General features: G+C 71.8%; 27 protein-coding genes and 4 pseudogenes. 21 read left to right on the top strand and 10 right to left on the bottom strand.

The window, feature by feature from the left end; all coding sequences use genetic code 11:
- Positions 1–42: 42 nt before the first annotated feature.
- Together LPA54_RS06660 and LPA54_RS06665 are read right to left on the bottom strand one after the other, a co-directional pair.
- On the bottom strand, positions 43–780 hold the full coding sequence (locus LPA54_RS06660; RefSeq protein ID WP_228974726.1) for a WD40 repeat domain-containing protein: 738 nt from the start codon (positions 778–780) through the stop codon (positions 43–45).
- A gap of 860 nt (positions 781–1,640) precedes the next feature.
- Positions 1,641–1,934, bottom strand: coding sequence for a YkvA family protein (locus LPA54_RS06665; protein WP_228974727.1), 294 nt, complete (start codon positions 1,932–1,934; stop codon positions 1,641–1,643).
- Positions 1,935–2,160: 226 nt separating this feature from the next.
- Between LPA54_RS06665 and LPA54_RS06670 the strand changes: the two are divergent.
- From LPA54_RS06670 to LPA54_RS06685, 5 genes and pseudogenes are all read left to right on the top strand, one after another.
- Positions 2,161–2,598, top strand: a pseudogene (locus LPA54_RS06670) (transposase family protein); the annotation flags it as partial.
- A gap of 316 nt (positions 2,599–2,914) precedes the next feature.
- A pseudogene (locus tag LPA54_RS06675) lies at positions 2,915–3,324 on the top strand (transposase); the annotation flags it as partial.
- A 34-nt stretch (positions 3,325–3,358) separates the two neighbouring features.
- A complete protein-coding gene (locus tag LPA54_RS42225) occupies positions 3,359–3,481 on the top strand; it encodes a hypothetical protein (RefSeq protein ID WP_267486811.1) in 123 nt (40 codons plus the stop codon).
- Positions 3,469–3,615 (top strand): DUF6221 family protein, encoded by a 147-nt coding sequence (locus LPA54_RS06680; RefSeq protein WP_228974729.1) that lies wholly within the window; start codon positions 3,469–3,471, stop codon positions 3,613–3,615. The genes LPA54_RS42225 and LPA54_RS06680 overlap by 13 nt, the downstream gene beginning before the upstream one ends.
- A 63-nt stretch (positions 3,616–3,678) precedes the next feature.
- On the top strand, positions 3,679–4,449 hold the full coding sequence (locus LPA54_RS06685) for a transposase family protein (RefSeq protein ID WP_228974730.1): 771 nt from the start codon (positions 3,679–3,681) through the stop codon (positions 4,447–4,449).
- Between the two features lie 58 nt (positions 4,450–4,507).
- On the opposite strand, the gene LPA54_RS06690 is transcribed toward LPA54_RS06685, so the two are convergent.
- Positions 4,508–6,598 (bottom strand): hypothetical protein, encoded by a 2,091-nt coding sequence (locus tag LPA54_RS06690; protein ID WP_228974732.1) that lies wholly within the window; start codon positions 6,596–6,598, stop codon positions 4,508–4,510.
- Between the two features lie 1,245 nt (positions 6,599–7,843).
- On the opposite strand from LPA54_RS06690, the gene LPA54_RS06695 reads away from it, so the two are divergent.
- Complete coding sequence (locus tag LPA54_RS06695) at positions 7,844–8,248, top strand: hypothetical protein (protein WP_228974735.1); 405 nt, start codon at positions 7,844–7,846, stop codon at positions 8,246–8,248.
- Here the strand turns inward: LPA54_RS06695 and LPA54_RS06700 are convergent.
- A complete protein-coding gene (locus LPA54_RS06700) occupies positions 8,149–10,392 on the bottom strand; it encodes a glycoside hydrolase family 9 protein (protein WP_228974737.1) in 2,244 nt (747 codons plus the stop codon). The genes LPA54_RS06695 and LPA54_RS06700 overlap by 100 nt on opposite strands.
- 382 nt (positions 10,393–10,774) lie before the next feature.
- Between LPA54_RS06700 and LPA54_RS06705 the strand changes: the two are divergent.
- The 4 genes and pseudogenes from LPA54_RS06705 to LPA54_RS06725 form a co-directional block, all read left to right on the top strand.
- Positions 10,775–10,873, top strand: a pseudogene (locus tag LPA54_RS06705) (HNH endonuclease); the annotation flags it as partial.
- A 489-nt stretch (positions 10,874–11,362) separates the two neighbouring features.
- Positions 11,363–12,186, top strand: a pseudogene (mobF, locus tag LPA54_RS43000) (MobF family relaxase); the annotation flags it as partial.
- Between the two features lie 154 nt (positions 12,187–12,340).
- The gene (locus tag LPA54_RS06720; protein ID WP_228974742.1) at positions 12,341–12,946 is read left to right on the top strand and encodes a hypothetical protein; all 606 of its coding nucleotides are present in this window, start codon (positions 12,341–12,343) and stop codon (positions 12,944–12,946) included.
- Complete coding sequence (locus tag LPA54_RS06725) at positions 12,856–13,191, top strand: hypothetical protein (protein WP_228974743.1); 336 nt, start codon at positions 12,856–12,858, stop codon at positions 13,189–13,191. Before LPA54_RS06720 ends, LPA54_RS06725 begins: the two co-directional genes overlap by 91 nt.
- A gap of 506 nt (positions 13,192–13,697) precedes the next feature.
- Here LPA54_RS06725 and LPA54_RS06730 read toward each other — a convergent pair.
- Positions 13,698–14,141 (bottom strand): hypothetical protein, encoded by a 444-nt coding sequence (locus LPA54_RS06730; protein ID WP_228974744.1) that lies wholly within the window; start codon positions 14,139–14,141, stop codon positions 13,698–13,700.
- 708 nt (positions 14,142–14,849) lie between these two features.
- Between LPA54_RS06730 and LPA54_RS06735 the strand changes: the two genes are divergently transcribed.
- The 7 genes from LPA54_RS06735 (at position 14,850) to LPA54_RS06765 (ending at position 19,348) form a co-directional block, all read left to right on the top strand.
- A complete protein-coding gene (locus LPA54_RS06735) occupies positions 14,850–15,125 on the top strand; it encodes a hypothetical protein (protein WP_228974745.1) in 276 nt (91 codons plus the stop codon).
- A gap of 101 nt (positions 15,126–15,226) precedes the next feature.
- On the top strand, positions 15,227–15,835 hold the full coding sequence (locus LPA54_RS06740) for a replication-relaxation family protein (RefSeq protein WP_228974746.1): 609 nt from the start codon (positions 15,227–15,229) through the stop codon (positions 15,833–15,835).
- A gap of 36 nt (positions 15,836–15,871) precedes the next feature.
- Entirely contained in the window at positions 15,872–16,249 is a 378-nt protein-coding gene (locus LPA54_RS06745) for a hypothetical protein (protein WP_228974818.1), read from the top strand.
- A gap of 555 nt (positions 16,250–16,804) precedes the next feature.
- Positions 16,805–17,326, top strand: a complete 522-nt coding sequence (locus LPA54_RS06750; protein ID WP_228974748.1) for a hypothetical protein — start codon at positions 16,805–16,807, stop codon at positions 17,324–17,326.
- Between the two features lie 174 nt (positions 17,327–17,500).
- Positions 17,501–18,511 (top strand): hypothetical protein, encoded by a 1,011-nt coding sequence (locus LPA54_RS06755; RefSeq protein WP_228974750.1) that lies wholly within the window; start codon positions 17,501–17,503, stop codon positions 18,509–18,511.
- Positions 18,512–18,770: 259 nt separating this feature from the next.
- Complete coding sequence (locus tag LPA54_RS06760; protein ID WP_228974753.1) at positions 18,771–19,121, top strand: hypothetical protein; 351 nt, start codon at positions 18,771–18,773, stop codon at positions 19,119–19,121.
- A 2-nt stretch (positions 19,122–19,123) separates the two neighbouring features.
- Complete coding sequence (locus LPA54_RS06765) at positions 19,124–19,348, top strand: hypothetical protein (RefSeq protein WP_228974754.1); 225 nt, start codon at positions 19,124–19,126, stop codon at positions 19,346–19,348.
- A gap of 552 nt (positions 19,349–19,900) precedes the next feature.
- Here the strand turns inward: LPA54_RS06765 and LPA54_RS06770 are convergent.
- The 3 genes from LPA54_RS06770 to LPA54_RS06780 form a co-directional block, all read right to left on the bottom strand.
- Complete coding sequence (locus LPA54_RS06770) at positions 19,901–20,050, bottom strand: hypothetical protein (RefSeq protein ID WP_228974756.1); 150 nt, start codon at positions 20,048–20,050, stop codon at positions 19,901–19,903.
- A gap of 316 nt (positions 20,051–20,366) precedes the next feature.
- On the bottom strand, positions 20,367–20,966 hold the full coding sequence (locus LPA54_RS06775) for a hypothetical protein (RefSeq protein WP_228974758.1): 600 nt from the start codon (positions 20,964–20,966) through the stop codon (positions 20,367–20,369).
- Between the two features lie 748 nt (positions 20,967–21,714).
- Positions 21,715–22,059, bottom strand: a complete 345-nt coding sequence (locus tag LPA54_RS06780; protein ID WP_228974759.1) for a hypothetical protein — start codon at positions 22,057–22,059, stop codon at positions 21,715–21,717.
- Positions 22,060–22,221: 162 nt separating this feature from the next.
- Here LPA54_RS06780 and LPA54_RS06785 point away from each other — a divergent pair, with 162 nt between their 5' ends.
- Complete coding sequence (locus tag LPA54_RS06785) at positions 22,222–22,443, top strand: hypothetical protein (protein ID WP_228974761.1); 222 nt, start codon at positions 22,222–22,224, stop codon at positions 22,441–22,443.
- Between the two features lie 75 nt (positions 22,444–22,518).
- On the opposite strand, the gene LPA54_RS06790 is transcribed toward LPA54_RS06785, so the two are convergent.
- On the bottom strand, positions 22,519–22,821 hold the full coding sequence (locus LPA54_RS06790; protein WP_228974763.1) for a hypothetical protein: 303 nt from the start codon (positions 22,819–22,821) through the stop codon (positions 22,519–22,521).
- A gap of 215 nt (positions 22,822–23,036) precedes the next feature.
- Here LPA54_RS06790 and LPA54_RS06795 point away from each other — a divergent pair, with 215 nt between their 5' ends.
- The 3 genes from LPA54_RS06795 (at position 23,037) to LPA54_RS06805 (ending at position 24,148) form a co-directional block, all read left to right on the top strand.
- Positions 23,037–23,372 carry a hypothetical protein gene (locus LPA54_RS06795; RefSeq protein ID WP_228974765.1) on the top strand — a complete coding sequence of 112 codons (336 nt, stop codon included), beginning with the start codon at positions 23,037–23,039 and terminating at the stop codon, positions 23,370–23,372.
- Positions 23,373–23,400: 28 nt separating this feature from the next.
- Positions 23,401–23,673 (top strand): hypothetical protein, encoded by a 273-nt coding sequence (locus LPA54_RS06800; protein ID WP_228974766.1) that lies wholly within the window; start codon positions 23,401–23,403, stop codon positions 23,671–23,673.
- 277 nt (positions 23,674–23,950) lie between these two features.
- Entirely contained in the window at positions 23,951–24,148 is a 198-nt protein-coding gene (locus tag LPA54_RS06805; RefSeq protein WP_228974768.1) for a hypothetical protein, read from the top strand.
- A 344-nt stretch (positions 24,149–24,492) separates the two neighbouring features.
- Here the strand turns inward: LPA54_RS06805 and LPA54_RS06810 are convergent, their stop codons facing one another.
- A complete protein-coding gene (locus tag LPA54_RS06810; protein ID WP_228974770.1) occupies positions 24,493–25,428 on the bottom strand; it encodes a VOC family protein in 936 nt (311 codons plus the stop codon).
- Between the last annotated feature and the right edge of the window lie 312 nt (positions 25,429–25,740).

Here is a 25,740-nt window from a genome sequence, read left to right on the forward strand (position 1 = left end):
CGGCGGGTACGGGACCGCCGGCCGAAGAGGTCGAGTCGCTGCTCAGCACGTCGTGCGGTAGGGGATGTCGGGTAGGTGGAGCCGCCAGTCCGTGCGTGTCAGCCCCGACCCGGTGCGGGCGTAGACCCGGCGTACGAGACGGGAGGGGTCGAGGTCGATCCGCTCGGCCGGGTTCCAGGTGCCGGATGTGTACAGGGTGGTGCCGTCGTCGGAGAAGGCGACGCTGGAGAGGGGCTGGCCGGAGGTGGGCAGAGGGGAGCCCAGGGGGCGTCCTGAGGCGACGTCCCACAGTTGGACGGAGGCGGTGCCCACGACGGCGAGCGTGGTGCCGTCGGGGGAGAAGGCCAGCGCGGCCGGCGAGTCCCGCTCGCTTTCGTGGTCGACGGTGGAGGTGCCGTTGATCACACCGAGTCGGCGGCGCAGGTCGCCGTCCCACAGGGTCACCCGTCCCGTGCCGTCGCTGACGGCGAAGCGGGTGCCATCCCGGCTGAACGCCCCGGCGAAGGGGAGGTCGCCGTCGTTGAGCACGATGGGACGGGCCCGTCCGGCGCGCGGGTCGACGAGCAGTTCTCCCCGGGTCTCGTGCAGGTCGCTGATCATCCGGTCCTGGCGGCGGCGTACCTCCCGGTTCTCCTCACGCAGCCCGGTGACGCCCGCCTGGACGACCTCCTGGATCTTGAGCCGGCCCTGCAGGATCCCGTCGTGCAGGGCGGTCAGCCCGACCGTCTCGTCATCGAGGCGCTGCACCTGCACACGCAGACGGGCCAGTTCCGCCTGCACCTCCTTCGCCAGCCTGTCTCAATCATCGAACTCCCGTTTCCACCACACGTGACCACCTAGTTACTCACGGCTATGACCCGTGCGTATCTCCCCACGATTACTCCAATCGCGGCGCTTTCCGGCCCTTCACTGGCCGAGCGCCACCCCATACGGAAGGCAGGACGCGCAGATGCAGCAGCGCAGGCACGCTTCGCCTGTCCTGAGTGCCGAGGGGCTGAGGCTGCGGCTGCCTGGAAGGGGCGGGTGGACTGCGGTGAGGCCTCCCGCGATCCGCCGTCCTGCCCCCTGGCCGTCGGATCCTCTCCCGACTGCCGGCCGCCGCACCGCACCACCCGTGCCTTCCCGAGTCGGCCGTCCGTCGTCGCCGTCACCGACGACCCGCAGGGGTGGCGGCCTCTGTGGGGGACCGCCGGCCCCGCAGGGGAGCCGGCAGCCCTGCTGGGTCCACCGGCGCCCTCTCGACCGCAGCCGCTGTGCCCAGGGGGGATCGGGTGGGGGCGGCGCCTTCCCTTCAAAACTGGTCATCGTCACGGGGTGGAGGAGCGGAGCACACGGGCGGAGGAGACCCGGGTGCGGCAGAGCCCCCTGGCTCTCCCCCTGATTCCCGCCCCTTGCCGGCCGACCGTACGGACCGTCGCGCGGTAGCGGGGACCTCCGGGCGCCGGACGTCGTGGTGTTCTCCCCATCGGGAACACCCGCAGCCGGGTTCTGCGTGGGTGGCGGCATCCCCGTGCTGATCACCGATGCCGACGGGAACGTCTGGACGGCGTATGGAGACGAAGGGATCCACAGCGGCCACCCCGTCCGCCGCAGTCCTCGCCGACGGCACGACCACCTGCTGGCGGCGCGGAGCCGGCTCTTCAGTGCGGCAGTTCCTTACGATCCGCCCCGCTCCTGGCTGCGGCCGCGTGCAGCGCCCGCAGTGCCACCAGGAGGACGCCGATGTCGTCCAGGTAGACAGGGTCGGGGATCAGGTCCACCGGCGACACCGTGTAGGCCACGGCCGCCCAGAACAGGGCCTTCGACTGCAACGGCACCCCGGCGTCCAGCAGCAGTCGGCGCGCCCGGAAGACACGTACGAGCAGAATCGCCGCGCCCGCGGCCACGACGAGAGCGAGAATCACGGCCACCACGAGCCAGGAAGAGCCGTCCATGGTGCCCTTGTACCCCTGCGGGTCCCGGCCGCACCGATCCCTCGCCACCCGCGGCGCGAGCGGGACGGCCGAGCCTCGTCCGAGAGCCTGCGCTCCGTCAGGCCTCGGCGGGGGCGGCCACTCGGTCGACCGCCGCCCGAGCACGCGGGCGCCGATTTTGCCTGCGAGGGCGTCGCCTTGTCCCTGAAAAGGGTTGCAGAAAGATTTGTCTTGGGCGTTTTGTCTGTTGGGTGGGGTGTTGCGGGCTGAGCCGGCGTGGGTGGAGACGTCCACGGGCTTGCGGATGGACCGGTTCGCGAAGCTGGTGAAGGTTGTCCGGGAAACGGGGGGGGGGGAACGGTCCAGGTGGCGGCCGGCCGTGGTGCCTGCCGCTGGTCGACCCGGTGCTGTTGGTGGTGGTGTATTACCACACGAACCTCACGATGCGGCAGCTCGCCCCGCTCTTCGGGGTTTCGCCGGCCACCGTCTGCCGGGTCATCCGGCGCCTGCGGCCGTTGCTCGCTCTGGAGCCGGCTCCGCGGCCGGTCGCCGATGTCGAGCGGTTGTGGATCGTGGACGGCATCCTGGTCCCGGTCCGCGACCGGCAGGTCGGCGCCTCGAGCCGCGACTACCGGTTCTCGCCGAACGTGCAGGTCATCGTCGACGCCGCCCCCGCCTGGTCGTCGCCTCGGCCCGTCCGGCGCCCGGGATCAAGGCCGACGCCCACGTCTGGCGCGACTTCGACCTGCCGGCCGCGGCGACCGGGACGACAGTGATTGCGCACTCGTTTGTCCATCACCGTGCCGCCGGGCCTTTGTGGTCGCTGTCGGAGTCGTCGCGCTGGTCGCTCCGTATGGTGCCGTTCCGGCCCTCGACACGGCGCCGTCCGGCTCCGGCGTGCTGGCCGGGTTACGGCCGGCCGTCGTACGGCATCGTCGCCGTGCTGCCGCCGGAGGTGGTGTGCGGCCGTACGCCGTGCATCCTCGGCTGGCGGGGGCAACTTGGTCCTTCGTGTCACCGCAGGCCAGGCGGGCGACGCCCCGGCCGTCATGGCAGGTATCCGTGTTCCGCGAAGCGGACCTGGACGACCCGGAACCCGGCCCGACGCCGTTCTGGCTGACCGTGCGTAATCATCACGCGCGATCCGCAATCACCTCCGGCGACGCGGAATCCGCGCTGTCATCCCCCAGCCGTCCGACCAGGTCGGCCACCGGCTGCGGCGAGGCCGCAACGGAGGGCACCCAACCCAACCCCCTTCGGCACAGAGGCATACAAGCAGCGCAACTCGGCCGAACGATGCATCAGCCGACTCAAGCAGTGGCGCGGCATGGCCATGCGAACGGACAAGCTCGCCATCGCCTACCAGGCCGCACTCCACCTCGCCGCCATTCTCATCCGGACAGCCGCTTGACTGCCCAAGCACGCTGCCCGGCGAAGATGGCCACATGGACGATCTTGTGGAGTTCCTCATCGCACACATCAACGACGACAACCACGCTTACGCCTACGTGGCCGGCACCCTGGGCGGCGAGGCCCTCTCGACAGCCACCTCCCCATGCTCGACCTGATCGAGCAACTGGCGAACGACTACAAAGCCATGGATCCCTCAGACTCCCGCTCGGCCGGCCCAGCATACGCGCTGCGAGTCCTTGGCCAGTCCTACACCGAGCACCCCGACTACCAGCAGGAATGGCGCCCGTAGCCTTTCAAGGAGACAGTCCCTAAAGCGTGTTGCAGAAGGCTGTGACGCTGGCATTTCCGCTGTATGGGTGGGGTGTTGAGGTCTGAGCCGTTGTGGGTGGAGACGTTCGCGGGGCTGCGGATGCGGCAGTTCGAACGGCTGGTGAAGGTCGTGTGGGAACGGGGCGGGAACGGGCCCGGCGGTGGTCGCCCGTGGTGTCTGCCGTTGGCGGACCGGGTGCTGCTGGTGGCCGTGTACTACCGCACGAACCTCACCATGCGGCAGCTCGCGCCGCTCTTCGGCTGCTCGCCGGCGACGGTCTGCCGGGTGATCCAGCGGCTGCGGCCGCTGCTCGCGATCGAGCCGGCCACCCGTCCGGCTGACGCGGTCGAGCGGCTGTGGATCGTGGATGGCACCCTGATCCCGGTCCGCGACCGCAAGGTCGGGGCGTCCTCACGCAACTACCGGTTCTCGGCGAACGTGCAGGTCGTCATCGTCGCCGACACCAAGCTGGTGATCGCCGCGGCCCGGCCGGTGCCCGGCACCACCGCGGACGCGAAGGCCTGGCGGGAGTCCGGCCTGGCCGCTGCCTGCGAAGGCGTGACGGTGCTGGGCGACGGTGCCTACCTTGACACCGGGCTCGTCGTCCCGCACCGCAAACGCCCCGGATGGGCCCTGCTGCCCGGCGAGGAGGAGGACAATGCCGAGCACCGACGGGTGCGGGCCCGTGTCGAGTACGCCTTCGCCCGCATGCAGCACTACAAGATCCTGCGCGACTGCCGACAGCGCGGCAACGGACTCCACCACGCCGTCCAAGCCGTCGCCCACCTGCACAACCTCACCCTCGCCGCATGACCAGACCGATCACAGAACCGCCCCTGACCTGCCCGGACGCAACCTTCTGCAACACGCTTTAGGGCTTGGGGGTGTCCTGCTCGGCGAGCCAGGCCACGGCCTTCGCGCGGTCCGCCTCCGTCGGCGCGGGGCTCACCTGGTCCGGGTGGCGGATGAGGTAGTGCTCGCGGGCGACGCTCAGGCCGACGGCACGGGCCTCAGGGGAGAGGCCGGGGTGCTCGGCGACCTCCTGGGCACGCCGCCACCAGCACACGCTTCTCGGGTCGACGGCGTAGTGCCACAGCGGCTGCTCGGGGTCCGCCACGCCGATCAGCACCCTGCGCAGCACGTACTCGCGGATGTCCGGGTTGCCGATCAGCCGGTCGGCGACGAGCAGCGGGTGCTCCCCGTCGAGGCGGGCCCGGACCAGCACCCAGGTCATCAGCTGGCCCACGTCGTGGGCGGGCGAGGTGACGAAGTCCCACAGTTCGGCGGCCTTGGCCTCGTCGGGGGCGCCGAGGTGGGTGAGGAGCCGCAGTTCGTCCTTCCACAGCGGCCGGGCCGCGTTCCACCAGGAGACCAGTTTCCCCGCGGCCGGGTGGTCCAGGTCGAGGGCGAGACAGGTCAGGGTGACCAGCGGGTGGCGCCATTCGGTGTACGTGGTCCGGTACTTCTTGGTGAGATCCTTCAGCCGGCGCGGCAGCAGGGCCTCGACGTCGGACGCGGTGGCCAGACCGTGGGCGACGAGGAGTTCGAGGCAGAACCCGAGCCCCTGCAGGCCGGTCGTCGGGTCGGCCACCCGGTCCCGCAGCCAGCGCGCGTCGACGTCGGTGAGCGCCCGGTACCGGTGCCACACGTCGGCGAGCTTGGTCTCGGAGTCGGTGAGTTCGGGGCCGGTACCGGAAAGGAGTCCCTCCCTGGCGGCCTCGTAACGGTCCACGGCGGCTAGTACGTCGGCGGTGCCGACCCCCTCGAGGTCGGTCTGGCCGGGCCGGAGCGCCTCCTCCCGGATGTGCCCCACCTGTTCGCGGGCCGCGTCCGCGGCGAGGACGCGCAGCACCCGCGGCAGTCTGTCGTCGGTGGCGAAGCGGACCGCCGCGAGCCCGGCGTACGACCGGCCGGCGTGGTAGCCCGCCCCCGTCTCCCGGCGCCAGTCGGCGGTGACGGCCTCGATCAGCGCGCCGTACAGCCCGTGCAGCGAGGTCTCCGGCAGGTCATGCGCGGCCAGTTCCGCCGCGAGGACCGCCGCGGCCCGTACCGCGTCGGGCTCGCGGAGCGACCGGTGCAGCGCGAGCCAGGCGTGCACCGGGGCACGATGGCCCGCGAGCGCGGCCTCCCGCACGACGGCCAGGCCCCGCTCCGACGGCATGCCGGACACGACGGCGGCCACCCGGGGGTCGCCGACGCCGAGGGCGTCGACCGTCCCCCACGCCTCCGCGTGGCCGTGGCGCAGCAGCGCGTGGAGCAGCTCCGCCCAGGCGCCCCACGCCGTGAGCCGCCCTTCGTACTCCGCACGCCAGGCGCGCAGCAGCCGCTCCGTCTCGTCAGGCGTGAGCCCGTCCCTGTGCTCCAGCGAGACCGCGAACCGGGTCGCGGCGGCGAGGTCCTGGGGGTCGTCCAGCCGTTCGTGGAGCCAAGCGGCCTCGACCGGGGACAAGGGCCGGTACCGGAGCGGGGAAACGCTGCGGTCCACTGGCTCGTCGAGCGCGTCGAGGAACTGCCGTACGCCGTCAGGGTCAGCGGGATCGGGCAGTCCCGCCTCGTCCCGGTCGGTGATCCGGTCAAGCCGGAAGGCGCCCTGAGGACCGCCGTCCACGACCCGGAAACCGGCCGGCCCCTCACCGAGCCCGGCGGCGACGGTGGCGTGGTCGCCGCCCCAGTGCAACAGCAGTTCGCCCTTCAGTGCGCTGGAACGGCCGAAGGCCCGCCCGTGGGACTGCCAGTGCCAGTACGCGAAGGAGACGGGGCCGGTGAGCCCGCGCTCCGCGTGGACCTCGGCGGCGTCCTCGTGGCCGTCGGACTGCGTGTAGCGGCCCCGGTTCGGCGGCGGGAGCACGAGGAACCCGTCGCCGCCGAGCCCCTGCCACCAGGCCGTGATCAGGGCGAGGTCCGAGGGCCGTCCGCGCGCCGCGCGGCGGCGGGCGGCGGGGGCGCCGGCGGCGTCGTTCACGTGCTGCTCCCTGGGTTCTCTTGGGGTCTTCTCCGGGATCCGTCGAGGACGGCTCTCCCGCCTCGGGAACCACCGTGCCACAGGGGTCTGACACGCCCTCTCCGCCGGGGGCAGGGAGAGCGGTGAGCCGCCCTACGCTCGCCGTATGACCCCTCGCCGCGCTTCGTCCGGTTCGTGCCTGTCCCTCCGGTCGCGCGACTCGTTCCTGTCCGTCGGATCGGCCGGTTCGATGCTCTCGGTCGGCTCCGTCGGCTCGTTCCTCTCGGTCGGCTCCCTTCGCTCCGCGCTCTCCGTCGGCTCGGTGGGGCGGTACCAGACGGCCCGTGGCATGGCGGCGGGACAGCGGCTGGCACGACGGGCGCGTCGGAATCGACGGCGCGAGCACCGCCGGCCATGGTGACACGGACAGCGACGGGCCCTGGCCGCTCGGCAGCGGTCCACTCTGTTGTCGGACTGGTGGATCATCCCCGTCGGCCGTCGGAATCGTCGACCGCCTCGAACTCGACCCGGACGTCCTCGCGGCGCGCCCCGACCGCGCCGGCGTTCCGCCCCCGCCGGGTGTCGTCGGGCAGCCGCCTGGCTTCTCGGCCGTCCGCTTACCGACCGCGCGCCGCCGAATGGCCGATCTCCAGATTTCGCCGTGCCGGACGCCCTGTCGTGCCGCGCTGCCCCGCGGGGGCGGTGTGGTGGTCCGTCGCTGTGTCGCCCCGCTCTCCGGTCGTGTGCCGCTGGGCCGTCGCGCGCGGTCGGGTGGCCGCCGCCACCCGGCTCCGCGTCGGTCGCTGTCTCGCCGTCCGGTCTCCCGCCGCTGCGGCGTCCTGACTGTGCTGCAGTCGACCGGCCCCGCCGTTTCGCCGCGGTCGCCTCGGGGCCCTGCCGGATCGCCGTTGCGCCGCCGCCCTCCGGTCGGCGGGCGCTGCGCGTCCGCTGTGGCGCCGCCAGCCCGCTGTCCTGCCGCCGAGCCGCGCCTGTGGCCGCCGGTCCCTACCCCTCGGCTCGTCCGCCCCTGCGCTGCCCGAGCACACCGCTGGGCCGCTTCCCGCTGTGCTCGTCCTGCCGCCGCCGCGTCCCGAATTGGCGTCGCGGCCGCAGCCCGCCGCAGTCCGGTCACGGTCCGGCTGCCGGCCGGCCTCCTGCCGCAGGGTGCTTTGCCGCCACGGTTGCCCACCGGACCGCCGGACCGCACGACGCCATTGGCCGTTCCGGGCTGCCGGGTTCCGCCGAGCTGCCGCTACAGGTCCCGCCGTGTCCCGCCGTCGTCGCGTGTGCGGCTACTGCGCCCCGGCCGTGCTCCGGCAGCGCACTGACGGGTGGCTGGCCGGGCTCCTGCTGCGTTCGTCCGCCGCCGTCCTGCCGCCTGTCCGCCGCGTCGCCGCCGCGTCGCCGTCGCTGTGCTGGCGCCCCCACCGGCTGCCGGGTGGCCGCCGGGCCGCCGCCACTCGCCCGCCACCGCTGCTCGACCCGCACCGCTGGCAGGCCACCAGGCTACGCGCGCGTGCCGGGGGCGTCCTGTCGGCGGACTCCCCCGGCACACGGCCGGTCGCCGCTGCCTACCCCTGGTCCGCCACGAAGGAGGCCATGCGGGTCAGGGCGGCGTTCCAGTTGATCGTGTGCTCGTTGGTCGACCAGGACTGGATGTCGTCGATGTAGCAGAACTGGCCGACACAGCCCTGCAGTTTGCTCTGCGCGTAGGGGTCCTGGATGCTCGAGTTCGGCCCGCCAGCGAGGGTGCCCTTCGGCGGGTTGGGCTGGTTCGGGTCGAGCTGGCGGGCGTACCAGCGGCTGTGCTGGTTCTGCGCGCTCACCTCGCCGTAGCCGGTGACGTAGGAGATGTTCAGGGCGTTGCGGCCCAGGATGTAGTCCATGCTCTGCAACGCGCCGTCGCGGTACTTCGAGGCGCCGGTGATGTCGTACGCGGTGGCGAGGACGACGGCGATGTTGAGGACCTGGTGACTGGAGCCCCAGTCGTAGACGTTGCCGTCCGGCGCGTACGGCATGCCGTAGGGGTGTGCCTTCAGGGTCGCCAGATAGCGGTCGGCGCCCTTGACGACGGACTGGCGCACCGTGTCCCGGCCTGGCAGCTTGTTCGGCACCGTCGCGAGGTCGAGGCGTCCCGCGGCCCCGGTGCGAGCCCAGTCGAAGCCGAGGGGCTGGAAGAGGTCGGCCCCGTGGACCGGAGACTTCAGGACGTACTCCCGGAACTGCCTCTCCTCCGTGGAGAGGTACAGCTCGGCGGCCGCCCAGTAGAAGTCGTCGGCGACGTCACGGTCGGGGTAGGCACCGCCGCCGATGCCGTCGTTCTCGGAGGCATAGCGGTCGGGGTGGGCGACCGCCGCCGACCAGGCCTTGCGGGCGGCCGCCAGGGCTCGGCCGGCGAACGCCTTGTCGTAGGGCCGGTACAGGCGGGCCGCCTGCGCGGCCGTCGCGGCCAGGTTCAGGGTGGCGGCGGTGGACGGCGGGTGCAGTTCGCGCTTCTGCGGGTCGTCGCTGGGCAGCAGCGGCAGGCCTGTCCACTGCTCGTCGTGCATCTTGTGGTGGGCCATGCCGGCCAGCGGCTTGCCGTCCGGCACCTGCATCCTGAGCAGGAAGTCCAGCTCCCAGCGCGCCTCGTCGAGGAGGTCCGGCACCCTGTTGCCGCTCTCGGGGATGTCCAGCGTGCCATCGCCGAGCTTGCCGGCGTCGCCGGTACGGGCGTGCAGCGCGCGCTCGTAGGTGCTCAGCAGCTCCCAGGTGGATATGCCGCCGTTGACGACGTACTTGCCGTGATCGCCGGCGTCGTACCAGCCGCCGCTGACGTCCAGCGAGTAGTCGCAGACACCGGGCTGACACGACACGTCGGTGTCGCCCTTGTTGGGTGCCACGCCCACGTGCCCGGCCGGGCGGCCGTAGCCGGGCCGCAGGTCGTCGCGTATCGCGATGCCGCTGCGCTGGGTGTAGTAGTACTTCGCCGAGTCGAGCCGGAGCCGCTCGTAGGCGCTCGCGTCGATGTCGAAGGGCCGGCTGGTCTCGCCGTCGGCGACGAGGGTGAGGCCCGAGCCCTTCTTGCGGTACGCGCCGAAGTCGATCGAGTGGACGTTCTGCCCGGAGGAGGCGTCGAGGCCGCGCGGCACGGTCGTGCCCCGGGCGACCACCGTCCCGCCGGAGTTCTTGAGCTCCCAGGGCAGCTTCGCCGTGGCATCGGTGACCAACGTGGCGTTCTTCGGCCCGGCGGGCAGGTAGGCGACCTGGTTGACGCGGACCCGGGGCCCGGTGTCGGGCTCGTACGGTTCCGGCGCCACCCCGCCCAGCAGCGAGACGTCGTCCATGCAGAAGCGCCAGGCGTCCGCGCTGCCGCCGAGCTGGAAGCCGACTTGGCCCCGGTCGGTGTCGACGGGCGAGGTGAAGGTGTAGGAGTAGGTGTCGCCGGAGACGCTGAGCTGCGGTGTCACCTCGTGGTACGTGTCGTACGGTTCCACCGACAGGCCCACGATCGCCCGGACCACGTGTCCGGTGGGTGTCCCGGTCGCGCTGAAGGAGAAGCGGTAGGACTCCCCCTTCACGAGGGTGATGTCGTTCTGCCCGACGGCGGCGTCCCAGCGGTTGGTGGTGCCGCCGGGGACGTCGGCGCAGAGCCGGCCGTCGGACAGGCCGGCGGTGACGTTGGGGGTCGTCCACCACGGATCGGTGGTGGTGTCGAAGGTGCCGTTCCTGACCTGCTCGGTCTCTTCCGCCCCGGCCGGTGCCGAGGGCAGCGCGGTGAGCGCCGTCGCCAGCAGGGCCGACAGGGACAGCAGGGCGGTTCTGCGTCGTTTCACGACTGGGCTCCTCTGGCGGAGGGGAGGGTGACGCTCGGCGTGGGAGCGCTCCCAGAAGCTGACGCATGCCATGGTTGTGCCGCTGTGACGTCCCGTCAACGGCCCGGACAGGACCGGCCGTCACCGGCTCCGTCCGGCCCGCTGCGCGCGAGGGGTCTGACGGCCGGTGTCTCCAGGCGGTCGATGCGGATGGCGCCCCGGGCCTCGTCCGGGTGGCGGCTGGTCACAGTGAGCCGGAGTCGCTAGCCGCGCAGGCACTGAAGGTGATCACGGTCGCATCGCCGGATGCCGTGGCCCAGTCGGTCGCGCATCCCGCACGGCCTGCCAGGAGCGGCCGTTTCCGCCGCTGCTGCCCGGCTGCCCCGCCGGGCGGCCGCTGGCTTCAAACCGGCAGAAGGCCGACCGGGACCCCGCCACCTGGATGCCTCTCGAAACCCAGGTCCACTGCCGCTACACCGCCGAGTGGACCGCCACCAAGCTCCGCGGCGCGGGGGTGAGGTGGTGCAGCGGGGGAGGGTCTCGAAGGTGGGCACGGTGGTCCTCCGGGGAGCACGACGAAGCCCCCCGCGGTTGCCGGAGGCTGCTGTAGGCGGTGCTCGTTGGTGGCGCTCGTTCCTTTGGCGTGGTGATGCTCAGCGGTTCTGGATGGTGTCGTCCGGGTCGTGGTGTGCGTGCTGCCGGAGAGTGATGACATGCACGTCCGGCCCGGAGCCGTTTCCCGCCCGGCGGGATGCGGTGAAGAAAGTTCGCCCGCTGCTCCCGCCTGGCGGGAGGGGCCGCTGATTGGCCTTTTCTTGCAGATCAGAGCCGTGTGGCGTGGTCTGCATGACAGTGGATATCAGGGTGATCCGGGCCGGTCAGATGTACTGCCACTACCTGCGCGAGACCGTTGTCGGTGACGGTCGCCGCCCCGCGGGCACGCCGCTGCGCACTGCCCAGGAGGAGGCCGGGGGTCCCGTCCGGGCGCTGGATGGGCCGCGGCCTGGCCGCGCTCGGACTCGCGCCGGGCGAGGAGGTCACCGAGGTGCAGCTGCGGAACCTGTTCGGCGAGCGGGGCCGCCACCCGTACGCGGACCGCATCGAGGCCGACCGGCTCGCCAAGCGCGAGTCGGCGAAGAAGGCGTTCAGGGCCGACGCCCCGGACGCCGGGTCACGGTCACAGGTGTGGATCTCGTGTTCCGGCCGCAGCCGACGATCTACCTCCTATGGGCGTTGGGGGATGAGGAGACGCGGCGGGTGATCGAGGCCGCGCACGAGTACGCGATTGAGCGGGTGCTGGAGTGGATCGAGGACGAGGTCGCGGTGATCCGGTACGGCAAGGACGGGATCTACCGGGTGCGGCCGCCCGGCGGCCTGGTCGCCGCGCGCTTCCGCCACTACGAGGCGCGCTCCGGGCGGCCCTTGCTCCATGACCATCTGCTTCTGAGCGTGAAGGGGCAGCGCCTGGACGGGAAGTGGGGCTCCATCCACACCACCGCCCTGCACGAGAACACCGTGGCCGCATCCGCGCTCTACAACGAGCTGGTGGCCGCTGAGGTCTGCGAGGCGCTGGGGCTGGCGACCGAGCCGCGCATCGTCACTCCGGGGCGCCGGCCGGTGATGGAGATTGCCGGCGTGCCGCACGAGCTGATTCGCTGGACCTCCCGGCGCAGTGACCAGATCGCCGCCTGCCTGGCCGAGCTGGAGCACGAGCACGTCACCGCCGTCGACGACGACGGCGAGCTGCAGTTCCTGCCCGTGGTCTCCGAGAGGGCCCGCGCCAAGCTGAACCAGATCGCCGCCCGCAAGACCCGCCCGCCCAAGCAGTCGGCCCGGCCGCTCGCGCAGCTGCGAGTGTGGTGGAAGGGCGAGCGCGATTCTCACCTCCGGTGTCGCCGCCGACGTCATCACCTCCCTCCTCGAGCACGCCCGCGCCGCGGCCGCGGCGATCCGGGACCAGGTCGCCGCCGTGGTCGACGTCGCCCTGGCGGCCGTCGACGTCACCGCGGCGGTGTTCGTGATGAACGACGGCGGCTGTTTCCACCGCCGGCACCTGCTCGCCGAAGCCCGCCGCCACCTCGCCCTCGTCCTGCGCGGCCGCCGCCGCGACCCCGGCCTGGACGACCAGGTCGTGGCCGCCGCCATCTTCACCCACTGCCTGGACATCAGCGAGCCGACAACCACGATCGGCCCGCTGTCGGACTACCGCCTTCACACCGCCCGGTGGTCCCTGTCCGACCTCCCCGCCCGGCGCCGCCCACCCGCCGTGCCCGGCCCGGACCCGGGCCGGCAACCGCCAGCCGATCCCGGCGAGCCAGCCTCGCTCCGGCCCCCGGGCCAGGACGCGGGGGAGTGGGAGATCCCCCGCATCCCGCTCCAGTACGAGCACGCCGTCCTCGCCGGCGCGGTGCTCCGCGAGAAGCTGCGCACCACCACGCCGTGCGGGGCTGGGCGTACGACGTCGTCGCCCACCAGCAGGCGGCGATGCCCGAGCAGCTGCTCGCGTCCGAGCCGGCCGACCCCGAGCACGACGACCAGGAGCAGAAGGCCGGTCGCGGGGAAGCGATCGACCTGATGGCGCTGCGGGCCTTGCGGGCATCCCGCACGGACGTGGAAGCCCTCGATCTCACCGCCGACCGACTGCGCCGCTTCCAGGAAACGGCCACCGAGATGGTCAACGACGCCCGCGCCCGCGCCGACCGCGTCCTCGCGGACCGCACCGCCGCACAGGCTGACCCCGACGTGGTGCGCCCGGACGACCAGCAGGCGCACCGCCCACAGCAACCCGGACCGCACCGCGGCCGGGAGGCCGGCCACTGAGTGGACCTGATGACGCGCACCCGGTGCGGTGGTGTGCACCGACGACGCCCCGCCCCCACTCCACCGAGTGGAGTCCACTGTGCGGGAGTGGACGCCACCGTGCTCGGCTTCCACTCCACCGAGTGGAGCCCACCGGGTGGAAGTGGACGCCATCGACGGGAGTGGGGGCTGCGCCACCCGGTGCGTTTCTCCTTGACCTCGGATCAGGTCAAGGAGAAACGCACCGCCTCCACCGCCTCCACCCGGGCCGACTCCACCGCACCGCGTCCACTCGGTGCGCACCACTCCCGCGCGCCGGCCGCACCGGTGCGCGCACCGCCCACCGAGTGGAGCACACCGGATGGACGGTGGTGCGCATCGTGGTGCGCACCGGATGGGCTCGGTGCGCACTGGATGGGCGCTCCACCGCACCGATGCGCACCGGGTAGGTGCGCTCCACCGCACCGGCGCGTTCCCACCCGGCGCGTTCCCACCCGGTGCGGTGGTGCGGTGGTGCGGTGGTGCGGTCAGAGGTGCGCACCCGGTGCGGAGTGCACCGCGTGCGCCAGCACCAGGTGCTCGTCGCGCATGGCCTCCAGGGTGGCGCAGGTGTCTCCATGGCCGTCGGGGTCCGGGATCACGTTCTCGACGAAGCGGGTGATGCTGCGGGCGATGCCGGGCACCGCCGTGGTGGGGGAGTTCCGCGCACAGTCCCGCAGCGCGGAGAGCAGCACGACCCCGACCTCGTCCAGCGCGGAGTCCGCGCGTGGGTCGGCCTCTCCGTCCACGGCCGTGACGGGCCAGATGATGTCCTCGGCGAGCCGCAGCAGGGTGAACGCCAGCTCCGGGATCGCCTCCACCCACCCAGCGGCGTAGGTACCGCCGCCCGTCTGCAGCGCCAGGAGGTAGTCGAAGCCCTGCTCCACCTGCTCGGGCATCAGCGGCGTACGGGTCGGGATCAGGTACGGCATGAAGCTCTCCTCACGATGACCGCCGTGCGGCTCACGGCGTCGTCTTCGTAGGGTGGGCGCGCTGCCCTGTGGACAGAGGGACGGAGATTTCTCCCCCGAGCCAAAACCGGCGAATCGGGTCTGCAAGGGCCAAACCGAACCCCCTTGTCCGGCAGGGCCGATCCGACCGCGAATCCGGCCCTGCCCCCTTTTCCACCTCTGCTACCGCCTGACCGCTGCCGTGTTTCTCCTTGACCTGGCCACGGTTAGACCGCGGACAAGGGGGGTCCGTGCACGCTGCTCCTTCGCCCCGACCGCCCCGGCCGGGGCGAAGGAGAGCAGACGATGACGAGCACTCACCCGGGGGCCGGGTAGCGGCATCGCTCGGGCCGATCACACCGGAAGGCCGGCGCCTGGCGGGCAGGCTCAAGGGGGATCCCTGGGCGCCCCCTTCGAAAGGCGCTTGGGAACCCCCTTTGGTGCCCGGCACCCACGGCCGGAGGAAAACCCCTTGTCAGCGCGGGAATGGGCGCGAAAACTGCGCCGTCACAACCCTCTTCTCTCCTCTTGTTGTCCGTAGTGGAGGAGAGCATCGGGTTCCGGGGGGCCCGGACGCCCTCCCCGGCCGGGCGCGGCCAGCGCCAGCAGCCGCAGCCGCAGCCGCAGCCGCAGCGGCGGCGGCCAGCCGGCGGCCGGCGGCCGGTCGCGAGCGACGAGGGAGCAGAGCTGATGGCGGGGAAGCGGAAGAACAACCCGGCGGGGTCGACGAACAGCTACCGCGGCGACGTGCTGCGCGTGCTCGGAGCGCTGAAGGTCGCCACGACGGATCAGATCCAGCGGATCGGCGCCCCGCATCTGACGTTTCGGCACGCCGACCAGCCGACCCCGTCGAAGCGGAAGCAGGCCCGGACCGCCTCGCACACGGCCGCGCTCTCCGACATGCGGGGCACGGCCTGTCCGAGAACGGCGGCTCCACCGGGACGGGCGACGCCCTGCGCAACCTGACCCCGAAGGGCCTTCCCCCGCCTCCTACGAGCTGAACCGGCCGGTGACAGAGATGGGGCTCCACCGCGCGCGGGGCGGGCTCCAGCGGGGCCTCCCACCCGATGGCCGTCAACGAGACGGTGATCGCGATGCTGTGCCCGAAGCCGAACATGGCCAGACTCACCGTCGGCCCGCCGCACGTCCAGGCCGCCGTCCAGGCCGCCGTCGACGTACCGGACGGCATCGGCACCATCGCCTCGTGCTGGACCGAGGTGTCGCTGCCCGCCACCGGCACGTGGAACGCGCCGGGAAAGGGCGGCGCCCAGGCCGACATCGTGCTGACCGCCCCGCAGGACGGGGTGCCGCTGCTGTTCATCGAGGTCGACAACTGCCACGAGACCGCCGAGGAGCTCGCCGACAAGCTGGAGAAGTACGCCCGGTTCTTCCGGCGGAAGGTAAGGACACCGACGGCAAGGAGCGTCCGATGTGGCGCACCCGCTGGACGGCGCCGGACAACCGGTCCGGGGACAGGACGCACCCGCCCGTGCTGCTGGTGTTCAACCGGATCGGCGAGCGCGCAACTCCCTCCACGCCATCCCGCGCCTGCAAGAGCTGACCCGCCACCTGTGGCAGGGGGAGCGGCAACGCGGCGGCGGCCACCACCTCTACGACGGGAAGATCCCCATCGTCGCGGTCTCGCTGATTGCCTGTTTCTGAACCCCTGCAAGTGACCAGGCGGAGCCCATGACCGTTTGCCGGTCGTGACCATGCGTAAGACAGCCACCGCATTCGTTCTCACGGCAACAGCCGCGGGAACGATCCTTGCCACGACCTCGCCGGCAACGGCCGGAGGAGTGGGCGACTTCCTGTCCCCAGCCTTCGGCACCAGCTGCGCCAACCACCATACGGGCGCCCGCGCGGAAGGGGCGACGACCCACGGCACCGGAGCAGCCAACGGCAACCTCGCCGGGCTCCCCCTCGGCAGCGCCCTCAACCAATGCGGCGGCGCGGACCTCCCAGAGGCAGACAAACTGTTGAAGCCGTGCGTCGCTCTACCAGTGGAAGACGTGCGAAACATCGTTGCACTGGTCAACGTCGGAGTTCACGACATTCTTTCAGACCGACAGAACCAGCAGTGCGTGTGAGGTGCGGTAACGGGTTCGCCACTTTCGCACATATTGGAGAACGGTGACGGAGATCGGTTAAAGGTGTTGGTGGACCGATCATCGGGTTGATGTGTGTCGTTGACTGCCTGCTTCTGAGAGTCGGCGGCTTCGGCAGCCTGATTCCAAGGTGGGTTCCGGGCTGAGGTCGTGGCCACCACTTGCCGAATGATCACAGCAGGGTCGGTCCGCCGACAGACCCGCTGGCCCCTGGGGCGTGTACTCCATGGACAACACCCCGCCCCGCCCCACTCGCCCCAGCGGTTCGGTTCGCCGAACGGTCACGGTGACCGCTCTGCGAACGCTTCGACGAACTTCGCGTTCCGGACACTGACAGGTTTGCCTGCGGCTTCTAAGTTCAGAAACAACCACTGAAGAACCTTCGTGCGCATGGACCGGCCGGCCGGGTGTTCATCCGCTTCGGCCGTGACAACCTGGAGCCGCCCCTGGAGGCGATCGGCAACCCCTGTCGCGAGGCCGCCGACGCCCGCGCCCGGGAAGAGACCGCGCCGTACAGAGGCGGAGTACCAGGCGAAGGTGCAGCGCGCGGCGCTGGAGCAGGCCGCGAAGCAGGCAGCCGAGCGTGAGGCGCGCCGTCCCGTGTGCGCCGGCTGCGGGGCGAAGTTCACCGACGAACGGTGGAGGGTGGCACAGGCGACGGTTTGGGGCACCCCGAAGGACTCCCACCCGCACCTGTGCGACGACTGCATGCAGAAGGCCGGCGCCGTCGTCAGCCCAGCGGCTGGCACGCAGGAGCGCCAGGAGCCGGTACGCGGTGAGGCCGGGTCGGACGACTTCTGGCCCGCCCCCGAGCGGCCCGTCTGCACCGAGTGCGGTGCCGCGTTCACCGATGAACGATGGAAGGCGACCAAGTCCGTCGGCTGGACTGCTTCCCTGGCGAAGCGCCCGTCTCTGTGCGGGGACTGCGACCAGCGGTTCGAGGCCGACATGGACCTGGCCTGGGGTGTGAGCCCCCGGCAGGAGGAGCGCCACCAGGAGCAGGAACCGGCCGTGCCCGAGCAGAAGGCAACCGGCTGGCCCTCGCGCCTGCGCCGCTGAGAACCTGACTGTGATGCCGACATGTCATAGGGCCGCGGCTGAGTCGTGGCGCGAGTGCTGCCCTGGCATGCGAGCACTGTGAATGGGGTGGGGCTGAAAAGCGACGCGTGAGTGGCGGCTGAGCAGAGCAGGCGTCGTTGTGTGATCTTTCGTACGCAACCGGACGGAGGCGGCATGACGACGCAGACACAGCAGGTGCAGGACGGCACCGAGGCCGAGGTGCCGATCGAGGCGCCGGAGCCGGCCGGGCCGGGTGTGATCCGCCTGTGCGATCCGGCGGAGGACCGGGCGCGGCTGGGCTGGCACCGCATCGGCGGCTCCAACGCGGTGGGCCGCTATCGCGCTGACGCACACCTGGTGGTCGACATCGACGAGCCGGGCGGCGACGGCAAGCTCCAGGTGCGGGGCCAGGTGCGGGGCATAGCCCACCACCGCGTCCGCGAGACCGGCGGCGCACCGTGGAAGCGCACCGGTACCTACCGGGCGCAGGGCTGGCTCAAGCTGCTGCGGCGGGACACCAACGGCCACTTCGCCATCGTGGTCGACGAAGCGGAGAGCTTTCGGGACAATCCCGGCCCGGAGCCGGTGGTCCCGGTCACGCTGTCCGCGACGGTGGACGCGGACCGGCTGGGCGACTACGCCTTCCAGTGGACCTTCGGTGCCGACGGACACGAGGGCTCCAGCCTGGTCCTCGGCGCCCGCGTCCACGGCCGCCGGGTGCTCTTCGTCCCGCCCTCGATGCAGGGCATGGAGTTCGGCACGCTGCGCGACCCGCGCAGCGGACGCCACCACAGCACAGGTGACAGCCGTACCACCGCGCACCATATGGAGGCCTTCGCGCAGATCACGACCCGTCGCGCCTCGGCCACCGAGACCGAGGTCAGCACCGAGGTCACCGTCTCCTGGGACCTGGGATTCATATCGGACCCCAGCGCCACCGACATCCACATCACCAGCGCCCTGGAGCGCTACGACACCCGCGCGGACCGCTGGCGGACAGCAGCCTCCCACCACCACACGGTCCATAAGCCTTTCGGCTCGCTCAACGCCACCGGCGGCCAGCTCACCCACACCGTGCCCACCAGCGAACTCAACCTCTACCGCTACGTCTGGGGCTGCGCCGACGCCAGCCAGCAGACCAAACTGCACAAGACGGTGCTCCCCATCTACCGGCGCGCCACCTGACGTCACCACCTCCGCGCACCGGCCCGCGGTCTCCCGCCGACCCCGATAGCCCCGCCGACGTAATCCCAGATAGACCCGTTCACGAAACCGCAGACGGGCCCTGTAAGAACCCGTCTTGGAACCGCTATTGCGGGTTCTGAGACGGGTTCTGAGCCGGTACGCCGCTGGCGGCCGGGCGGTGGGTACACGTACCGGTCCGCCCGGCCGCCGGTGGTGGGGGAGACTGAGGGCCACCATTCCAGCGGCGAGGGGCGAGAACATGGCGGCGAAGACGGATCCGGCGCAGTTGGTGCGTCAGGCCCGGGACGTGATCGAAGAGTTCAACCGCGTGGTGCTGGACGACGCGCAGGAGCTGTCCGCGCCCGCGCTGTCGGAGTCCACCCAGGTGCTGAAGTCGTTGGTTGAGCGGCTCCCGCAGGCGTTCGAGCAGACCGCCGACGTTCTGGAGCTCCTGGCCAAGAGCGAGAAGGTCACGGTCGAGCAGGGTGACGTGAAGACCGAGGTGGTCACGACCGCCGTGGAACTTCGGACGGTCGCGGCCGACAACGAGCAGCTGGGCAAGAGCCTCGCCAACCCGGCATCGGCCCTGTTCCTCATGGGCGGCCGCTGACCATGACCGACCTGCCCTCGCCCGAAGAGGTCGAAGCCGCCCGCACGCCCGCCGGCGGCTGGAAGCGCGACCAGCTCACCGCCTGGGGCGTTCCGTGGCCCCCGCCGAAGGGCTGGAAGGACGAGCTGGCCGAACGCTGGGAGGCCGCCCGCCCGGACGGACCGCCGGCACCCCCGCCGACCCCGGCCCCGGCCGACTTCGCCCAGGACACGCTCGACTTCGGCTGACCCGACGACAGCGGGGCCGGACAGGATCACCCTGCCCGGCCCCGCTGCTCGTTCCCGTCTGCTCACCGGCTGAGGCGGCTCCTCCGGATGAGGAACGGAAGGAGGCAGGGGGCAGTAGCGCGCGGGCACCTCGAAAGTGATCACGATGTCTCTCCTGCGGGGCCTGGTTTGCTGCGTGGGACCGTGCGGGGCCGGCATGAGCGCGCGCTCCCCGTCGACAGAGGGATCGTGCCGTGTGTCGGAGGCGGTATCTGCCAGTGGCATCGCCCCGCAGCCGCAGCCGCAGCCGCAGCGGCAGCCGAGCTTGGCGCCGAGTCCTGTCCCGCCCTCCTCGACGAGGGCGCCCGCGTGGGCGTTCGGCACAGAGTGGCGTCAGCGCACTGCAGTGCCGGTGCGGCCGCGGCCAGCGGCTTTCGCGCGCCGCGCTGGCGGCCGCAGGCGCAGCCACACGAACGCGTCCGCCGACGACGGCGCCTGCTGATACGCCCGCGTCCCCTTCCACACCACCCCCCAGCAGATGCTCACCCGGCAGAGCATCCCGCTGCCGACACGTCAGCAGCTCCCTCCGCCCTCCGCGACCCCGCCGAACTCGCGCCGGCGCCGACCGACGTCGGCGACGCGGAGGTGGACGGTGCGCTCGCCCTCATGGACGCCCTGACCGTCGCCCGCCTCGATGACCTGGACCTCGCCGACCGGTACCACGACGCCCTGGCGGAGGTCATCACCGCGAAGGCCGAGGACCGGCGGCCGGCGCCGGTCGGCGCGGAGGCGGAGCCGCCCGGGCAGGTGGTCGACCTCAACGCCTCCATGGAGCAGGCCGCGCCGCCCGCGGGGACGATGAGCACGCCACCGTGCACGAGATGCCGCAGCGCCCGAAGAAGAAGGCCCCGGCGAAGAAGGCGGCCGCGGGGAAGAAGGCCGCGGGGAAGAAGGCCGCGGCCCCGGCCCGGCGCCGGAAGGCCGGATAGCCGGAACGTCTGCGGTGCGCACGCCTCCGCGTGCGCACCGCAGGCGCGCTTCAGCAGGCGTGATCGTCGTCGTCCGCCAGGCCGCAGGAGTAGCACGTCCCGCTCTGCGGGCCCACGCAGGTGAGGCCGCGCGGCATCCGTGCGGCCGCCAGGCCGGAGTAGGCGCCCGTCCCGGGGTGGATCGCCGCGTGAGCGTCGCCCATCGACACCCGCAGCTCTCCCGGGACCCGCGCTGCCCGCCGTGCCTCCGTCCGGAACTCTTGCGGGTCGGTCAGCGGGGCGCCGGTCCTGCCGGCCGCAGGGGACAGGTCGTGGTCGGGATGGTCCGCCCGTACAGCGGGACCAGCATGGCGACCCCCAGGTGGGCCGTCTCCAGCTCTTCCCGCCACCACTCCATGGCGGGCCAGGAGAGGGGCGACCGGAGGGGCGGTCCGGGTGGTGACGCACACGCAGGCATGCCCCCGCTCCCGCGGCAGCGTCGCCCACCGCGGGGCGCCGGTCAGGCGCAGGGGCAGGCCGCGCAGGTGCAGCCAGCTGGACCCGTCCTGCCCCACCATCATGGCCGGCCGATGACTGCCCACGGCGGGCGTGGCGGTGTGCATGTCGCCCAGGCGCGGGCCCCAATCCCGCTGGATGACGTCCGCCAGCATCCGGGCGGCGTCCGGCCCGGGCCGCCCGCCGCCCCGTCCGGCACGACCGGATAGGCCAGCCAGCACGGCATGCGGGCTCGGGTGTGCGGGTTGGACCCCACCCAGGCATGCAGCGCCACCGCGTCGGCGTTCACCGTCCCGCCCGCTTCGTGAGTCGTCACAGGTCAGCCCCGTCCCGCCCGCTTCGTGAGTCGTCACAGGTCAGCCCCGTCCCGCCCGCTTCGTGAGTCGTCACAGGTCAGCCCCGTCCCGCCCGCTTCGTGAGTCGTCACAGGTCAGCCCCGTCCCTCACGTCCGCCTTCGCCTGGCTCTGCCACCAGTCCCCGGCCCGCCGTGCCTGCTGCGTCCACTCCTCCAGCGACGCGCTCAGGTCGGTGAGGTCGTGGCGAATGCTGTCCCGGCGGTTGCTGTGGCGAGTAGGAACGCGGTCGCTGCTTTACGCATAGACACGGCCGGTAAACGGGCCTCGCTCACCCTTGGTCACCCCAGGTCCGGGCCAGGGCCCGCAAGGCCGCCGCCACCATCCCGGAGCGCAATCCGCGCACGCGCACAGCCGCCGAGCGCGCGGCCGCGGGCGACTGGGTGCAACTCGTGGAACGACGACCGGCACAACCGCCGACCGGCCGCCGGCCGCTGGGGAAGCACAGTTCAGACCGGATGTCCTGACCCTTGCACAGGGCACGCTTGGGAGAACCGCCACGGGCGGAACGGGCCCCAGGAGCGGCCCACGGGCGGTCGTGAGGCCTTCTCACTCGCTGAATCCAGGGCCGAGACCAAATACTGCCGCGCTGGTAGGGAGGCCCCGTTTAGCCAAGCTGGCAAACGAGCCGACGAAAGGGGCGTCGGCTCCTCCGCATTGGTTGAGTGCGTTGCTCAGTGGGACGCCTGCCACGTTGCTTCCGCCGGTGCCGGTGCCATGGCTGGTGGCTCCGTCGGCGTGGGCGCCGTTGTTGAGGTTTGCGCATGCGGTGCCGAATGCCGGGCTGAGGAAGTCGCCGACACCACCGGCCGCGGCAGGCGCGGCGCCGGCCAGTCCGGCGCCGAGCAAGGTGGCGGTCGCACCGAGAGTGGTCAAGGTTCGTTCGAATGCCATACCTCAGGTAACGAGCCATCACGCGGACCGGTCACCTCGACCGGACCGGATCCGCTGGCAACAGAGCCTGACTGCCCGGTTCGCAGGTCAGCGTCCTGGCCGGTCCAGTGATGCAACCGGCGAACAGAACACGGCCGCCGGCGCCAGCGGAGGCTAGGGGGCATGGTCGGACACCCGTCTGTGATCGCCTACCCGCCGTCCCCCACAGGGGACCGGCGGGTACGCGCGGACGGGGAGATCCTGGGACTCGCGCACAGCCTCGCGGACGTCGTGGAGTTCCTGCGCCGGGCGGGCCTGGAGGTCTCCGAGTACGAGGCGGCGCGCTCCCCGCTGATCGAGTGGAGGGGCGGTGGCCCCTACGTATGGGTAGCACCGCCCCCGTGATCACACGGTCACGTCACTCCGCCGTGGCTGCCTCTGCCGCTGAGGCCGGACGAGTGGATCACCTGTGCCGCTGGACTACTCTTCGATGGCCCTGACAATCAGCCGGTCGCCCAGGGGCTTGTAATTGGCTCCCAAGCCGCCGCACTGATTGGTGGGTCCGTCGAACGGGACCGCCGCATTCAGGGCCGTGGCGATGCCGGGGTGGAGGGCGGTCAGGCCGCGCGCGACAGCTGAGCCAGCGTTGATGCAGGTGTTGTTGTGCGCCGAGTTCCCGAAACCGATGATCGACGTCGCCGAAGCGGTCGCGGACGCTCCTGCGAAAGCGGTAGCGGCGGTGAGGGTGACGGTCACGACACGGGTGACGTGAGAAGAGCTCATGCGGTGGTCCTCTGGGGCGAGGTCGTTCGGGCGCAAGGTATAACGCCCCGATCAGAGTTTGGATACCGCATGAGGCGGCAGGCTCCCCGCTGACAGAGTGAAGAGGCGGCCGCCCCTACGTATGGGTAGAGCTGCCCCGAGACCCACGGGCACGTCACAACGCCGTGACTTCCTCTGCCGCCCACTCCAGCCCGAGGCCGGCCAGGATCGCGAGCTTGTCGGTAGGCATCGTCTCGGACGAGGCGGCGGCGTGGCTGGTGACGCGTGCCCGGATGGCTGATCTGCTCGGGGACCGCGACCAGGCCGCGCGGCTGCGCGCTACCGTCGCCCGCATGGGCAAGAACCCCGACCCCGACTGGTTCGAGCAGCCCGACTGCGCCGAGCCGGCGTGGCACAGCGGCCCCCCGCCGCCGCTATTCCCCGATCCGCCGGCGGGTGTGTGGCAGGAGTCGCGGGAGACGCAGGTGGCCGAGGACCGCAGGGCGAAGGCCGCCGCCTACAAGGGCAGGGCGCAGGCGGATGGGAGTCGATGGGGTCAACGCCCACGTTGAGGCGCGCTGGACCAAGGACAAGCGCGTCATGCTCCAACTGAGCAGCGGGTTCGATCCGGATGCTCAGTACCTGCGGCTGGAGGTGTCGGGGGAGTCCGCGACCGGCGTGCGGGAAGTGGGGCCGTACCCCGTGGACCCCGAAGTCGTGGTGCCGGTCGATGACTCGCTGGCGGATGTGGCGGTGCGTGTCGCGGGGGGCGGGAAGAGCTGGAAGAAGGGCGGCACAGGGACCGTGCAGACCCTGCGCCTGTCTCCGGACGGGTCCGTGGTGGACGCGGCGACCGGTGACCGCCTCACCTGACCCGCGGGCGGACAGCCTGTCGGCGCCGGGAGACTGCCGGTGTGGTGGACGACGTGGCGGTGACAGTGCGGGAGTCGGCCGGGTGGCTGGTGGACACGGTGCGCTGGCGGGGTGGGGTGGGAGGGGTGGGCGTACGCCTCCCCGTGGCCCCTCCTCCTGGCCCACGGCCAGCTGTTCACCCCGGCACCGTGGCCCGAGGCCCGTCCGCCCGGTGCGCCGGGCGGGAGCTTCACCGAGTCGGTGTTGTGGGCGTGCGGGTCGGGTGAGGACCTGGTCTATGTGGAGGGGGGCGGAGCCGGGCGCGGCCTACCTGGGCCTGCCGATGGTCCCGGACGTCGCCCGCGCGCTGATGGGGCGGAGCGGCGGCCCGATCCTCCACGGCCGGGGCGGCATGGTCGGCGCGGTCGCATTCGGGCGGATGCGGGACGGCGTCCCGCCGGGAGCCCTCCTCGATGTCGGCCACCGCCCGGACTGACTCCCCGGGGCGGGGTGCTCGACCGGGAGAACCGCGCGCCGGGCCCGTACCGCGTCTGCGGGGGCGGGTGTTGGGCCGGGGATGCGACGACGAACGATGACGGCGGCCGCCGCGGTGACGGCCTTCCTGGTGTGTCTGGCCCCTGCGGCGGAGGCGGTGCCCGCGCCGGCCGCCGCCTCGGCGGGCAAGGAAGGTGATCGACAAGCGGCTGAACGCCTGCCCACCCTCTGCTCAGAGGGTGCGCAGACCTGCTCATGTTGACTTCCCAGCCATACCAGGCCGGGGCGAGGCGGAACCACGCAGCTCTGACGTCCCCTGACAACGAGGCACACCTTCGGGAACCCTCATGCCCCCGCGCAGATCTCCCGGAAGATCAGAGCTGCACCCAGAGCTGCTTCGGCCGGAACGAAGATCTCCCCCCGGGCCGTCTCGCGTACGGGCAGCCCGTTCTCTGCAAGCAGCGCACGCGTCCGAGCGATGTCAGGGACGGCAACTGTGCAGGCGACAAGCGCCGGGAGCGCAGGCGCAAGCTCACCTGGTAGCAGATCCGGGAGGTCGGCCTCAGCCACGAGGGTAACCGGCCCCTCTGCGGAGATCGGCCGACCCAGATACCGCTCGTACCGCTCGCGCACCAGGGGGAGTTGTCCGTCAGGTACGCACAGCACCGCCTCGACAAGCTCCTGGGCGCCGTTGGGGTGGTCGAGGCGACGGGTGTGCTGGAATTTCGGGTCCACGTCGGCAACGACGCCGACCCGGCCCTCAGGCGCACCGTCGATCTCCAGATAGCGGACGGGTTCCGTGCGCATGCCGTTCGGGGTCTCGACCGGTCGGCCGACGGTGTTCACCCCTCCGTGCTCGACACCGGCAGCGGTGAGCCGGTGCCCCGTGCCGTCCACGTCCGGCGAGGAGAACATCAGGATGTGGAGCCCCTCGAAGCGATCACGCCACCCGGCAAGCCGGGCGCTGGTCGCCTCGATCCGCGACAGGACCAGGGGCAGCTTCTCCGGAGGCGCCTGGAGCGGAACGATCCGCGCGTCAGGTGGCAGGCATGCCACATTCCCAGGCTTCACGGGGGTCACCAACTCGATGAAGCTCCGGGAGAGGTCGGCGTGGGTGTTCGCCGCACCGAAGGGCTCAGGTGCGGCGCCCTCACTGGGCGCCAGTGCCGGAACGCCGGGCGGCGGAACGTGAAATCCGAGTCGTTGGTAGAGCGCTGTGGCCTGTGTCATGTCGCTGACGACGTGACCGACGTGATGTAAGCGTGTGATGTCGTGAGGCATGAACTCACCGTAGGCCCAGCCGCGCCTGGTCACCGCGGTTCCTGCTTCTTGGCTTGTCCGCCTCTCCGCTGGCTGGGCGCGGGGCCGGGCCGCTTCCCGCCGTACTCATCCTGCCGCCCGCTCTCCGCCGCGACGTTCCGAGCCAGCGACGCGGCCGCACTCCGGCCTCCTGCCGCGGGTGTTACGCCGCCCCGGTTGCCCGCCGGGCCGTCCGCCGCTCTACTCGGTCGCTTTGCCGCTCCCCGGCGTTGGGGCCGCCGCTCGCCGTCGCGCTGCCGCCCGCCGCTTCCCTGCCGTGCGCCAATCTCAGTC

Source organism: Streptomyces sp. DH12 (assembly GCF_020873895.1).
Taxonomy (GTDB): Bacteria; Actinomycetota; Actinomycetes; order Streptomycetales; family Streptomycetaceae; genus Streptomyces.

Bases quoted from the DNA above. Each gene is read 5' to 3' on its own strand.
- LPA54_RS06745 (WP_228974818.1), top strand. From the start codon at position 15,872: ATGCGTAAGACAGCCACCGCATTCGTTCTCACGGCAACAGCCGCGGGA.
- LPA54_RS06735 (WP_228974745.1), top strand. From the start codon at position 14,850: ATGGCGGGGAAGCGGAAGAACAACCCGGCGGGGTCGACGAACAGCTAC.
- LPA54_RS06800 (WP_228974766.1), top strand. From the start codon at position 23,401: ATGCTCCAACTGAGCAGCGGGTTCGATCCGGATGCTCAGTACCTGCGG.
- LPA54_RS06810 (WP_228974770.1), bottom strand. From the start codon at position 25,428: ATGCCTCACGACATCACACGCTTACATCACGTCGGTCACGTCGTCAGC.
- LPA54_RS06780 (WP_228974759.1), bottom strand. From the start codon at position 22,059: ATGGCATTCGAACGAACCTTGACCACTCTCGGTGCGACCGCCACCTTG.
- LPA54_RS06785 (WP_228974761.1), top strand. From the start codon at position 22,222: ATGGTCGGACACCCGTCTGTGATCGCCTACCCGCCGTCCCCCACAGGG.
- LPA54_RS06805 (WP_228974768.1), top strand. From the start codon at position 23,951: ATGTGGAGGGGGGCGGAGCCGGGCGCGGCCTACCTGGGCCTGCCGATG.
- LPA54_RS06725 (WP_228974743.1), top strand. From the start codon at position 12,856: ATGCCCGAGCAGCTGCTCGCGTCCGAGCCGGCCGACCCCGAGCACGAC.
- LPA54_RS06775 (WP_228974758.1), bottom strand. From the start codon at position 20,966: ATGCTGGCGGACGTCATCCAGCGGGATTGGGGCCCGCGCCTGGGCGAC.
- LPA54_RS06740 (WP_228974746.1), top strand. From the start codon at position 15,227: ATGGCCGTCAACGAGACGGTGATCGCGATGCTGTGCCCGAAGCCGAAC.
- LPA54_RS06790 (WP_228974763.1), bottom strand. From the start codon at position 22,821: ATGAGCTCTTCTCACGTCACCCGTGTCGTGACCGTCACCCTCACCGCC.
- LPA54_RS06760 (WP_228974753.1), top strand. From the start codon at position 18,771: ATGGCGGCGAAGACGGATCCGGCGCAGTTGGTGCGTCAGGCCCGGGAC.
- LPA54_RS06730 (WP_228974744.1), bottom strand. From the start codon at position 14,141: ATGCCGTACCTGATCCCGACCCGTACGCCGCTGATGCCCGAGCAGGTG.
- LPA54_RS06755 (WP_228974750.1), top strand. From the start codon at position 17,501: ATGACGACGCAGACACAGCAGGTGCAGGACGGCACCGAGGCCGAGGTG.
- LPA54_RS42225 (WP_267486811.1), top strand. From the start codon at position 3,359: ATGGACGATCTTGTGGAGTTCCTCATCGCACACATCAACGACGACAAC.
- LPA54_RS06680 (WP_228974729.1), top strand. From the start codon at position 3,469: ATGCTCGACCTGATCGAGCAACTGGCGAACGACTACAAAGCCATGGAT.
- LPA54_RS06685 (WP_228974730.1), top strand. From the start codon at position 3,679: ATGGGTGGGGTGTTGAGGTCTGAGCCGTTGTGGGTGGAGACGTTCGCG.
- LPA54_RS06665 (WP_228974727.1), bottom strand. From the start codon at position 1,934: ATGGACGGCTCTTCCTGGCTCGTGGTGGCCGTGATTCTCGCTCTCGTC.
- LPA54_RS06765 (WP_228974754.1), top strand. From the start codon at position 19,124: ATGACCGACCTGCCCTCGCCCGAAGAGGTCGAAGCCGCCCGCACGCCC.